We start from the raw sequence: 11,641 nt of genomic DNA on the forward strand, positions 1-11,641 counted from the left end.
CCCGCGAACCCCGGTGCGAAGATCGCACCGGCGTACTCCTGGGGCGTGCGCACGTCGAGGATGTTCCCGGTGCCGATCGCGGCCAGCACGTCGTCGCGCGTGGCCCGGACCGACGGGTCGGGGACGCGCACCCGGTACTCGGTGGCCGGTCGCCCGGTGACCTCGGGGGACAGCGGGCGGTCCTCCGACTCCCACTTGCGGCGACCGCCGTCGAGCAGCCGCACCGACCGGTGCCCGTGCAGGGTGAAGTACCAGTAGGCGAGCGCGGCCAGCAGGCCGGCCGACGCCGAGCAGAGGACGACGGTGTCGTCCTCGCCGATGCCCTTGGCGGACATCAGCCCGGCGAACTCGTCCGGACCGACGACACCCAGTCGCACGTCGTCCTGGAACTCGTCCCACCCGATCCACACCGCGCCGGGCAGGTGCCCCTTCCGGTATTCGGTGTCCTCGTTGCCGGTTTCGACGAACACCACCCCGGGCGTGTCCAGGTTGCGCTCCGCCCAGTCGCCGTCCACCAGTGCCGTTTCACCGGTCATCGATCCTCCCAAGTGTCGTCATGCCGCGGGGACTTGCGAATCTCCGGCGCGCACGTCGGTGCGGTCGCGGTACCAGGCGAAGCAGCTCACGAGGATGCCCAGGCCGGTGACGGCGGCGGCGACGAGGTACACCTCGCGCAGCCCGACCCCGACGATGACGCGGCCGCCCAGCCACCCGGCGAAGGCGGCCGCGAGCTGGTAGGCGGACGCGTTCACGGCGATGGCCAGCGTCGGCGCCGTGCTGGCGGTCCGCAGGACCCGCGCCTGCATGCCGGGGACCACCGAGAAGCCCAGTGCCCCGACCACGAACACCATGATCCCGACGAACACGGTGCTGGAGCCGACCACCCACATCAGCACCAGCGCCCCCGCGAGCAGCGCGAGCAGCCCCACCTGGGACGGCATGAGCGCCCGGTCCGACAGCCAACCGCCCAGCAGGTTGCCGACCGTGGCGCCCACGCCGTACACCAGCAGCAGACCGGCGACCGTGCCCGCGGAGAAGCCCGCGACGTCGGTGACCAGCGGGGCGAAGTAGGTGAACACCATCAGCAAGCCGGCGTTGCCGATCGCCGTCACCAGGATCGCCAGTTGCACGTCCCTCCTGCGGAAGACCTTGAGCTCCGCCACGGCCGACGTGCCCGTGTTCGCGACCGCCGGCACCAGCTTCAGCACCATCAGCAGACCGACCGCGCAGATCACCCCGATGAGGATGAACGTGGCCCGCCAGCCGAAGTTGTTGCCCACGAACGTCCCCATCGGCGCGCCCAGGATCATCGCGATGTTCATGCCGAAGACCAGCTTGGACACCGTGGAACCCTGCTTTTCCGGCGGCACCGTCGAGGTCGCGATGACGATGGCGTTGGCGAAGAACGTGGACGTCACCAGCGCGGTCACCACCCGGGCGGGGAAGAGCACCTCGTAGGCCGGCGCGAACGCCGACGCGACGTTGCCGGCGACCGCCACCAGCAGCAGGATCAGGATGAGCGGTTTGCGCGGGAAGCGGGTGGTCATCGCGGTCAGCACCGGACCACCGATGATCATGCCGATGGCGTACGCGGTGACCAGCAGACCGGCCGCGGGGATGGAGACGCCCAGGTCGGTGGCGACGTCCGGCAGGATGCCGGCGATGACGAACTCGCCGGTGGTGATGCCGAAGACGCACACCATCAAGGCGATGAGTCTGAGACGCATGTTGTTCCTCGTTGAGCTGGGTGCTGTTTCTACGGGGTGGGGGCGGGCCCGGCGTAGCCGTAGCCGTACTCGCCACCGAGTTCGATGAGCCGGTCCAGGTCGGGACCGGCTTCCGGACCGAGGTCCTCGGTCGGTAGCGTGAGCGCCTTGGCGCGAGGGATCTCCGCGGCCAGGAACCGGTCGAACTGCGGGCGTTCACCCGGTGTGGGGGTCGAGTGGATCGTCAGGAACCTGATGTCCGGTGACACCGCGACGAACCCGTGCGGAACCGCCTTGGGGATGATCATCGTCGTGCCCGCCTCGGCGATGAGCTCACGGCCGCCGGACACCATCCGCAGCCGGCCGTCCAGCACGATGAACACCTCGTCCTCGATCGTGTGGTAGTGCAGCGGCGTGGTGTAGCCGCGCTTTCCCGTGTGCTGCACGACGGTGAAGCTGTCCCTGGTCACCTCACCGGGTACGAGGACCTGGGCGAGCCCGCCGAGGAGCCACACCGCCGTCTGGTCCGCCTCGGGGATCAGCACGCCCCGTGCGTCGATGTCGATTCCCAGGTTCGTCATCGGGCTCCTTCGAGGAAGTCTGCGAGGAAGGACCTCACGCCGTCGGGACCGTTCAGGGTCCGCCACATGGCGACGGGGTCGTGGAACATGTTCACGAAGGCGTCCGCGATCCGCTTGTCCTCGGCCGCCTTCCCCAACAGCTCCACGACGTGCGGAGGCGGCGGGGCCAGGAACGCGTTGCTCCACTCGACCACGTGCCGCGCGTGCTCCCAGAGCCGCTCGGCGGCCCTCCCGCAGAACTCCTCGTCCAGGCGCCCGGACGCGCCGGCGATCAGCCCGGCGAGCGCGAAGGCCGAGTGGGAGCCGAGGTTGGCCCCCTGCGCGGTCAAGGGGTCATTGGTGATCCACGCGTCGCCGATGGCGATCGCGCACCTGCCGCCGTCCAACCGCGTCCACTGCCGGCGCACGACCGGGGTGACGCCGCCCTGTGCCACCTCGCCCGGGCCGATGAGCCCGAAGTCGCCCACGTCGACGCGGTCGCGGAGGTCCGGCGCGAACTCGGCCACCAGGGCGAGCACATCGCGGTGGAACGTCGCCGGGTCGCCATCGGCGTCGACGTGGCTGACGGCTTCGAGCGGACCACCCGGCACGGCCTCGAAGGCGAGCACGTCGGCGCGGCCCCGGGGCGACAGGAAGGGGATGCGGAAGATCTCGCCGATCCCCGGCAGGAAGTACAGGTCCAAGGAGTGCGGTACGTCCTCGCGGATGCCGTGGTACAGACCGCTGCACAGGATGCGCTGCGGCTCCCGGTACGGGCTGCGCGCGTCGTCGCGGGGAAACAGCTCGCGCACGGAGCGGTCGCCGTTCGCCACCACCACCAGGTCGTGCCGCCGCGCGACGTCGTCGACCCGGCTCGGCCCGAACCGCACGTCGCCGCCTCGCTCGACGAAGACCTCCAGCAGGTGGGGCAGGTAGACCCGGAAGTCCACCACGCTGGACGGCGGGTCCAGGTCGGCCAGGAACCGCTGGGGCGGTCCGTCGACGCCGATGGCGACCGACCAGGCGCGCACCTGCGCGTCCGCCGACCGCCAGGCCACCGTGCCGAGCTGCTCCTCCCGCCGCTGGGTGGGACCGAACCTCGCCGGGAAGTTGCGCGGGCGACCCGAGGCCAGTTCTGTCGCGGACTGCGCGGAGTACACCGTCGCCGGCAGGCCCAACTGCTGCAGCCGCAGTGCGAGCTGCAGGCCGGAGATGCCGGAGCCGACGATGCCGATGCCGGTCACGCCGTCACGCTCCCGGCAGGCGCTCCCGCGCGCAGCTCGGCGCTGAGCCAGGCCAGCGACTCGACGGTGAACCGCGCGGCTTCCGGTGACGCCAGCGCGGACACCGGGATCAGCACCGGGTGCCTCATACCGGCGTCGACCAGGTCGCCGATCCGGTCCAGGACGGTCTGCCTGCTGCCGACGAGGGCCTGCGCGGCCACCACGTCGTCGGGCACCGCCGCCAGCGCACGCGTCACCTCCTCGCGGGTGAGCCGGTGGGGCAGCAGTTCCTTGAGGCCCCGGTACCCCTCGCCGAACGGGTGGACCGCGCCGTGCTCCCGCCACGCCGCCGCGCTCGCGTGCAGCGCGGTGAAGCGGATGGCGTCGGCGCGCAGCAGTTCGCGCGCCTCCGCGTCGGTGTCGGCCACGACGATCGGCACGCCACCGGCGGCGACGATCGCGTCGGGGTCCCGGCCGGCCTCCGCGGCAGCCGTTCGCACCACGGCCAGTCGCCGCGCGTACTCGGCGGCCGGCACCAGCTCCGACGGCACCCACCCGTCCGCGTACCGGCCGGTGAGGGTGAGCATCCGCGAGCGGTTCGCGCCCACCCAGATCTCGGGTGCGCGCCCCTCGGGCGCCCGGAGCCCCATGAGGGCCTTGTCCAGAGAGAAGAACCTCCCGCTGAAGTCGTGCGGCCCGGGGCCGCCGAAGAGCAGCCGCAGCACCTGCAGCGCTTCCTCGACCCGGTCGACCTGGCGGTCGTGGGCCACGCCGTACGGCTGGAGGTTCTCCAGCGCGCCGGCGCCGATGCCGAGCACCGGGGGCCGCTCGGTCAGCTGCGCCAGGGTCAGCGCGGTCTGGGCGAGCACCGCGGGGTGCCGCCGGTTCGGGTCGGTGACGCCGATGACCAACTGCACCGGTCCGGCCTGCGGGGCGAAGTTGCCGAGGACCGTGGCGAAGTCCAGGCACTGGTCCGGTGTGGGCAGCACGGTCGCCAGGTAGCTGAAGTCCGCGTCCCACGCCTGCGTCGGGAAGACGTTGATCAGGTGGTCGAAGACCAGGAAGGCGTCCATGCCGGCGGCGCGCGCCAGGGCGAGCAGGTCACGGCCGCCGTCGATCGGGCCGACCGCGTCCCAGGCCAGTCCCACCTTCACCCTCATGCCCCACCCCCGGTGGAACGCGCCGCGGTGATGAACCGCTCGGTGTCCTCAGGTCGCTCGATGCTGTGCCACATCCGGTCCGGGCGGTCGAGGTTGGCGATGAACGCGTCCGCGACGCGCTGGTCCTCGGCCGCGGCGGTCAACAGGGACAGCACCTGCGGCGGGGGTTGTCCGAGGAAGGTGTTCGTCCAGTCGACCACGGGGCGCGCCTCGGACCACAACCGCTCCGAGAGCTGTCGGCAGAACTCCCCGTCATGGGGGCCGGTGTGCTCCGACAGCGCGTCGGCCACCTGGAACGCCTGCCGGGAGCCGAGGTTGGCCCCCTGCGCGGTGAGCGGGTCGTTGGTGATCCAGGCATCCCCGATCGCCAGGGCGAACCGCCCGTCGGCCAGTTCCGCCCAGCCCCGCCGGACCGTCGGCACGACCGCCCCCTGGAGCACGTCGTCGGGTCGGACGAGTTGGAACTCCCGCTCGTCCACGCGTTCCCTCAACGAGGGCGCGTGTTCGGTGATCAGGCCCAGGACCTGTTTGGCCACGAGGTGGGGATCACCCCGGTGGTCGCCGCGGGTCACCGCCTCGAACGGACCGCCGGGCACGCCCTCCACCAGCACCGCGTGCACCCGGCCGCCGAACGAGTGGTAGGTCGGCGCGTGGATCTCGCCCACCCCGGCGATCATGTCCATGGTCATCCCGGGAGGGTCCGGCGGGCGGATGCCGTGGAACAGCCCGCCCAGCAACGCCCTCGGCGCCTCGCGGTACGGCGAGCGCGCCTCGTCGCGCGGGAAGACGTCGGCCAACTCGCCCCGCCCGGCCGCGACGACCAGCAGGTCGTGCCGCTCCGCCAGCCGGGCGAGCTGCGCCCGGTCGGCCGGTCGGTGCCGCACCACCGTCCCGCCGCGGGCGTTCAGCTCCTCCAGCAGCGACGCCAGGTACATCCGGAAGTCGACCGAACTGGCCGGGCTCGGCAGCCGCCCCCGGAAGGACAGCCCCTCCCCGCCCTCCAGGCGCATGTGCATCCAGCTGTTGTCGAACTCGCCCGACAGCCACCGGGTGACGCCGAGCTCGCGCTCCCGCTCCCTGGTCGAGGCGAAGCGGGTCACCAGGTTGACCAGGGGGCCGCTCCGGATCTCCTCCGGGTCGCCGGGCGTGTACAGCGTGCAGTCGATCCCGCGCTGGTGCAGCCGCAGCGCCAGGTGCAGGCCCGAGATGCCTGCACCGACGATGCCGATCCCCGCCCCCATCAAATGACCTCGACCCGCTGCAGGTGGCGCGTGGTGGGGCCGGTGAAGGCGTTGCGCCCGTGGACCAGGGAGAAGTTGTCCGCGATCAGGATGTCACCGGCCTGCCACGGGTGGTCGTAGCAGTACTCGCGCCGGTGCAGCCGCTCGGCCATCGACCGCAGGAAGGTGTCGACCTGTCCCTGCTCGACGCCGTCCACCGTGACGTGCACCGGGTTCTTGTAGACCGCCGGGTCCAGCGGCTCGGCGAACCTGAGGACCGGGACACCGGTCGCCGGGTGCTGCGAGATCAGCCGCTCGGTCACCTGACCGCCGTAGTGCGCCAGCTTCTCCGTCTCGTAGGTGACGCTGATCCGCGACCACTGCTCGCGGGTCTCGGCCTCCGCGTCCCGGTACACCGCCGTGGTGTCGCAGAAGACCGTCTCGCCACCGGCTTCCTCGGCGGCGTCCAGGCACTGGAAGAAGAACCAGCGCGGGTCGGCCTCGACGAAGGCCCCGTCCCAGTGGAACGGCACGTCACCGCTGGCGAACAGGTAGTTCTTCGGGTCCTCCTGCACGACCAGGTCGACCACCTCGCCGGGCTCCCACTTGAGCACCTCGCCCCACTGGCGGCAGTAGTCGGCGAACTCCTGCTTCGCCATCAGGTCGAACCCGCGCAGCACCAGGACGCGGGACTCGATGGTCCAGGTGGCGAGCGTCTCCACCGGGATGTCGGCGACCCGCGCCCCACCGGGGGCCTGGACGATGCGGCCGAACGGGCGCAGCGGGGTGTGGATCAGCGTCTCTGCCGGTGATGTCATGTCGGAGCCCGCCCTTTCAGGAGTTGATGGTCAGGTGAGGGGCGACGAAGTGGCTGGGGCGGCCGTCCCGCCAGATGACCGAGGCGTCGACCTCCTCGGCTTCCCAGCGCTTGACCAGCGACAGGTTCGTGCCGTCGTCGAGCACCACGCCGTGCCACGGGGTCAACCACTGGTCGCGCGCCCGCATGAGGTTGATCCCGAACTTCTCCGAGTGCGGCGCCTGCGGGTGGATGGACAACCTCATGGCGTCCGGGAACTTCTCCGAGACGACCCTGCTCCACGCGTTGCTCCGGCGGATGGTCTGGTAGGCGCTGTCCTTCGACTCGGCGCGCAGCTTGGTCTTCGAGACCACGTCCTCCCTCATGCCCAGCGCGTCCTCGAACATGAAGCGGTGGATGCCGTTGAACAGCGAGCGCGTGGCGTCGTCCTCGCGGATCTTCCCCTTCAGCTGCGCGAGCGTGTCGGAGTAGTCGCGTTCGAGCACCGCCCGCAGCTTCGGGTAGCCCGCGTCGCCGAAGGCGTCGTCCAGGCCGAAGAGGTCGAGCGACGTCCAGCTCTCCCGCCTGATCATCTCTTCGAGGGCTTTGCGGTACGCCGTCACCGTGCCGTCGTCGACACCGATCACATCGCTGAAGACGTGCCCGTCCGAACAGATGGTGATGTGCGCTCCGGGCGCGTAGAAGTGGCGGACGTAATCGCAGAGCGACTGGAGGAAGTCCAGTGCGGCGTGCTCACCGAGGTCCGGCAGCGCGCCGAGCACCTTCTTCCGGTTCGGCGACTTGGCGGGGAAGGCCGGGATGACGAAGCGGATCGCCTTGTGGTGCTTCACGAACTTTTCAATCTTGGCCTGGAACGCCTCGAAGCAGGCAACGCAGCCCGAGTCGTCGAAGGATTGCTTCTTGTCCAACTGCACCGACGTGTCGACGCGCCGGTAACGGTAGAGGGTTTCCAATACTTTTCGCGACACTTCCGCTGGAGCTAAAGCATCAGTCGAGTTAGTACTCAACTTCTCCTCCTGGTGAAGTTGCGCCCCCACGCAGCCGGGACGGCAGACATTGGAAACCACCCCAGTTCTGAGATCAGTCTGCCAGCGACAGAACCGCGAGTGCAACCGGAGATCGATTAGTATCTGCGGTACACTGATAATTCAGGGATTATGGATCGGGGGAGGCGTATTCATGACCAACGGCGACGAGCCGACGGCCCAGCATCTGAGGCAACTGCTGGTGCTCGCCGAAGAGCTCCACTTCGGACGTGCGGCCAACCGGCTCTACCTGTCGCAACCGGCGCTCAGCCAGCGGGTGCGCGCACTGGAGTTGAAACTAGGGGTGCAACTGTTCGACCGGACGAGCAGACGGGTCGAACTGACCGCACAGGGGCAGGCACTGCTGCCGCTCGCCCGACGGGTGGTCGACTCCGTGGACGACCTGCTCAGGGCGGCGGAACGCGCTTCGAACGACACCCCCGTGCTGCGGTTGGGGGTGTGCGAGAGCTTCGCCGCGCTCGACGCCACCAGGGGGGTGATCTCGATGCTCTCGACCGACCACCCGGAACTGGGCCCGGAGGTCCGGGTGGTCGACTCCTTCACCGAGCAGTTGGCCGAACTGCGCAAAGGCGAGATCGACGCGGCGTTCGTCCACCTTCCCGTGCCGGACGACCTGGGCGCACAGCCCTTGGTGACCGAGCCGCGGGTGGCGTGCATCGCCGCCCACGACCCGCTCGCCGAGCGCGACGTGATCCGCCTGTCGGACCTGGCCGATCACCCGGTGCTCGGCCTCAACCCGGAGGGCTTCCCGGAGGGGCGCCGGTTCTGGGCGGTGGACCCCCGGCCGGACGGGACCCGGGTCCGCCACGCCACGCACAAGGTCACGGGATTCGAGTCGCTTTTGTCCACAGTGGCGCTCGGCGGCGCGATCGCGTTCGTCCCGGTCACCGCGGCGCGGCTCTACGTGCGACCGGATGTCCGCTACCTGCAAGTCGCGGACCTGCCGGAGTGCGAGTTCGGCGTGATCTGGCAAGTAGCGGAAAAGGACAAACCGCACATCGAGGTCCTGCGGTCGGTGTGCCACCGGTTCACCTCCGCGCACGAAACCACGATGCCCTCCCTCACCTCCGCCTGAGGGATTCGGAACACCTCCTCGGGATTACCACCGACCGCGAATAACAACCCTTCCCGGCCGGTCCGGCGCGAAATCCAATCCATATTGAGTGGAATATCCGACAAAGCGTCGGACATCCGCTCGCGACGCGTGACCCGCGACCGGCCGACCAGCCCGTCACGCTTCGGCAAGCCGAAGCTCTCTCGCTTGCCGGAGCTGGCGGGCCGGCCATTGTTGACCACTCCGCGAGATCCCGTGCCGATTTTTCCACTGCGGGAAACTTCCCGGCGTGCCGAAATTCCTGCACAACAGCGGCTCACGGTCCGCGCGAGGAAATCGCGGCACGGACCAGGTGGCCCCGCGGGCCGCACGGGAATTCGACGCCACCGGGCGGACGAGAACGCGGTTCTCCACCGGCAACCGGCAGGCCCGCCACGGGACCGCGGACAGGTCCCCGTTCGCCGTTCCGCCCGGGGCGGCGGATCGTCGACTCAGCGTTGGCGCGGGAGGGCACCGGGACCAATCGTCCGCGAGGGCGGCGTTTCCCGCCCTCGCGGACGCTGTGGCGCTGGGCCGTCTGCCGCATCCTGGTGGTGTGATCCATCGAGGGGACGACAGGCTCGACCGCACCGGGCAACACCCCGGGCAGCGTGCGCGACCGTTGACGCCCCACGCTGCGGTGGGCTTGCACCAGGCGATCGGCAACGCGGCGTTCTCCCGCGTGGTCGCCGTGCAGCGCGTCGTCGACTCGGGGCTCGTCCAGGCGAGGACCCTCGCGGACCTCAAGCACATCGGCGCCGACGTGCCGGGGTTCTTCTCCATGTCGCAGAAGACCAAGAAGGAGAAGTTCGGCAACAACAAGAGGGAGTGGGCGGAGAAGCTGGCGGCCCACCAGGCCGCGCTGCAAGCCTGCCTGGTCGAGATGCTGAGCTCGGACGAGGTCTTCGCGGTCGGGCCGACCCCGGACAGCCTCAAGAACAAGGTCAGGGAGTACCAGCTCTACCGGCAGCAGGAGGAGCGGAGGACCAGCGCGGCCGGCACCCCGCCGAGGGAAGGTGAACTCTCCCCGGAGGTGGCCGGGCTGTACCACCTCCTGCGGACGAGCAACCGGGTGTTCCCGCTGGACGAGCTGGACCGCAAGGCCCGCAAGGCCGATGCCCCCGGCACCGGCTTCCTCTTCGAGCTCCGCCTCGCCGCCGCCGAGATCAAGCGCAACGAGCGCTCCCTGGTGCAGGTCGAGAAGCTCGGTCGAGTTCTCCTCACCGATCACCTGAAAGGCTCCCCGACCCGTTACGAGAAGCACCGCGACGGCCCGGTCGGCGCAGACCTCGTCTTCTGGCGACCCCGGGAAGAGGAGGACACCGGCGAGAAGGGGGCCGACCACGGGACCAGGGAGTACGACGGCGAGTTCGTGCAGGCCAAGTCCTTCAAGTTCAGCAACTTGGCGCACAACGTCGAAACCGCCACCAACCAGCTGGCGGGTCTCAACGCCTCCGGGCAGGGCAGAGTGGCGAAGGACCGCGAGATCTCCCTGCTCGGCAGCGGTCACCGGGGTGTCATCGCGCTGGAGATCTGGGACGGCATCGCCGACGAGCGGAGGTTGGCCGGCCAGGCGACGAAGGCGCTCAGTAGCGCCTTCGTTCACCTGGTACGAGCCGTCGACGGGCGGGACGGGCAGGTCTACGAGTACCGCAAGTGAGCCCGAGGCCACGTCGCGGCACCGGGGTCCACCGAGCGACGGACCCCGGTGACCGACGGGGTGACGCGGCTCAGGCGCGCGGGAGGGTGAAGATCAGACCTTGGCTGAAGGTCGACCGGATGCCCTGCACGTCCACGGTGACGACCTTCGCCCGGTGCTGCCTGTCGGGGGTCAGCCCGGTCAGCGTGACCTGCTCCTCGGTGACGAGGCCGGTGTTCCCGCCGTCCAGGTGCACCTCGTAGCCCCGGGTGGGGTTCCACCAGGAGTAGCCCTCCCAGGACAGCGTCACGGACGTCGGGGTCGTCGAGACCACCTGCAACCAGCTCGGGCGCGGGGGCCGCTCGAAGTGGGCCCCCTGCGACAGCACGGTGCCCAGCAGGTCGTCCTGCGCCGGGTCGTGCGAGCAGGACGCGGTGACCGTGCCGAGGGACGTGCCGTCGGCGCGCTCGGGGCGCAGGGTCAACGTCAGGTCGTCCACGCGCAGCTCGTAGGAGCCCGGCGTGCCCAGCCGCTGCACCGGGAAGGCGCCCGCGGCCCGCACCGCGGTCCTCTCGGTGGTCGTCAACCACGTGGGCGCGAGGGTGAACGCGGCCCGGGTGGTCCGCGTCCCGTCCGGGCCGACGATCCTCGCGTCGAGCGTCGCGGTGCTGTCGCCGTCCAGGCGAATCCCCTCGGCGAAGGACAGGGCCGGGCGCAGCTCGCGCAGGTCCAGGTCCACGTCGATGTGGGCGTAGTCGTGGCTGGCAACGGTGTTCAGGCCGGCCCCTTCGTCCGGCAGACCGCCGACGACCCACACGGTCAGCTCGACGCTCGGCCCGGGAGAGGTGGTGCAGGCATAACTCATCCGCACCGCGGTCGTCTGCGCCGACGCCGTACCCGCGGCCCCCGCCAGCGCCCCGGCGGCCACCACTGTCGAGACCAGGGACAACGCGGTGACGCGGAAGGCATTCCATTTCTTGCGCAACTTTGCGTCCTCTCCGTGTTCACTCGCCCACGGACAGTGTTCCGCAATTCCACGCGGGCGCGTGTAGACCATTCAGTCCCAGTGAGGTGGAACCGGGGTTGAGCCGTTCGACGCGTTCGCGCTGCTGCGCCCGGCGCGAGGTCGCGGGAAAATTACCGCGAATTCCTGTTCGACCGGAATGCCCTCGCCGGA

Annotated in this window: 11 protein-coding genes; 2 read left to right on the top strand and 9 right to left on the bottom strand. The window is 70.1% G+C overall.

Annotated features, from left to right (window positions below):
* The 8 genes from ACR807_RS23285 to ACR807_RS23320 all read right to left on the bottom strand — a co-directional run.
* Nucleotides 1–536 (bottom strand): sulfurtransferase (locus ACR807_RS23285; RefSeq protein ID WP_438923509.1); only part of this gene is annotated, 536 nt, incomplete at its 3' end.
* An 18-nt stretch (nucleotides 537–554) separates the two neighbouring features.
* Complete coding sequence (locus ACR807_RS23290) at nucleotides 555–1,727, bottom strand: MFS transporter (protein WP_438923510.1); 1,173 nt, start codon at nucleotides 1,725–1,727, stop codon at nucleotides 555–557.
* A gap of 29 nt (nucleotides 1,728–1,756) precedes the next feature.
* The gene (locus ACR807_RS23295) at nucleotides 1,757–2,287 is read right to left on the bottom strand and encodes a cupin domain-containing protein (RefSeq protein ID WP_438923511.1); all 531 of its coding nucleotides are present in this window, start codon (nucleotides 2,285–2,287) and stop codon (nucleotides 1,757–1,759) included.
* Nucleotides 2,284–3,510, bottom strand: a complete 1,227-nt coding sequence (locus tag ACR807_RS23300; protein ID WP_438923512.1) for a styrene monooxygenase/indole monooxygenase family protein — start codon at nucleotides 3,508–3,510, stop codon at nucleotides 2,284–2,286. Before ACR807_RS23300 ends, ACR807_RS23295 begins: the two co-directional genes overlap by 4 nt.
* A complete protein-coding gene (locus tag ACR807_RS23305) occupies nucleotides 3,507–4,649 on the bottom strand; it encodes an LLM class flavin-dependent oxidoreductase (protein ID WP_438923513.1) in 1,143 nt (380 codons plus the stop codon). Before ACR807_RS23305 ends, ACR807_RS23300 begins: the two co-directional genes overlap by 4 nt.
* On the bottom strand, nucleotides 4,646–5,890 hold the full coding sequence (locus ACR807_RS23310; RefSeq protein ID WP_438923514.1) for a styrene monooxygenase/indole monooxygenase family protein: 1,245 nt from the start codon (nucleotides 5,888–5,890) through the stop codon (nucleotides 4,646–4,648). Before ACR807_RS23310 ends, ACR807_RS23305 begins: the two co-directional genes overlap by 4 nt.
* On the bottom strand, nucleotides 5,890–6,687 hold the full coding sequence (locus tag ACR807_RS23315; protein ID WP_438923515.1) for a TauD/TfdA family dioxygenase: 798 nt from the start codon (nucleotides 6,685–6,687) through the stop codon (nucleotides 5,890–5,892). The genes ACR807_RS23310 and ACR807_RS23315 overlap by 1 nt, the downstream gene beginning before the upstream one ends.
* Nucleotides 6,688–6,703: 16 nt before the next feature.
* A complete protein-coding gene (locus ACR807_RS23320; protein ID WP_438923516.1) occupies nucleotides 6,704–7,594 on the bottom strand; it encodes an L-tyrosine/L-tryptophan isonitrile synthase family protein in 891 nt (296 codons plus the stop codon).
* Between the two features lie 148 nt (nucleotides 7,595–7,742).
* On the opposite strand from ACR807_RS23320, the gene ACR807_RS23325 reads away from it, so the two are divergent.
* Nucleotides 7,743–8,807: a LysR family transcriptional regulator gene (locus tag ACR807_RS23325; RefSeq protein WP_438923517.1), complete on the top strand. Its 1,065-nt coding sequence runs from the start codon at nucleotides 7,743–7,745 to the stop codon at nucleotides 8,805–8,807.
* A 664-nt stretch (nucleotides 8,808–9,471) separates the two neighbouring features.
* Entirely contained in the window at nucleotides 9,472–10,485 is a 1,014-nt protein-coding gene (locus tag ACR807_RS23330; RefSeq protein WP_438923518.1) for a hypothetical protein, read from the top strand.
* A gap of 70 nt (nucleotides 10,486–10,555) precedes the next feature.
* On the opposite strand, the gene ACR807_RS23335 is transcribed toward ACR807_RS23330, so the two are convergent.
* Nucleotides 10,556–11,449 (bottom strand): DUF6801 domain-containing protein, encoded by an 894-nt coding sequence (locus ACR807_RS23335; protein ID WP_438923519.1) that lies wholly within the window; start codon nucleotides 11,447–11,449, stop codon nucleotides 10,556–10,558.
* Nucleotides 11,450–11,641 lie beyond the last annotated feature (192 nt).

Source organism: Saccharothrix sabaoui (assembly GCF_051756985.1).
GTDB lineage: Bacteria > Actinomycetota > Actinomycetes > Mycobacteriales > Pseudonocardiaceae > Actinosynnema.

What these genes read in the sequence shown, in the direction of transcription:
- ACR807_RS23290 (WP_438923510.1), bottom strand. Translation starts at nt 1,727, where the DNA reads ATGCGTCTCAGACTCATCGCCTTGATGGTGTGCGTCTTCGGCATCACC.
- ACR807_RS23295 (WP_438923511.1), bottom strand. Translation starts at nt 2,287, where the DNA reads ATGACGAACCTGGGAATCGACATCGACGCACGGGGCGTGCTGATCCCC.
- ACR807_RS23305 (WP_438923513.1), bottom strand. Translation starts at nt 4,649, where the DNA reads ATGAGGGTGAAGGTGGGACTGGCCTGGGACGCGGTCGGCCCGATCGAC.
- ACR807_RS23310 (WP_438923514.1), bottom strand. Translation starts at nt 5,890, where the DNA reads ATGGGGGCGGGGATCGGCATCGTCGGTGCAGGCATCTCGGGCCTGCAC.
- ACR807_RS23315 (WP_438923515.1), bottom strand. Translation starts at nt 6,687, where the DNA reads ATGACATCACCGGCAGAGACGCTGATCCACACCCCGCTGCGCCCGTTC.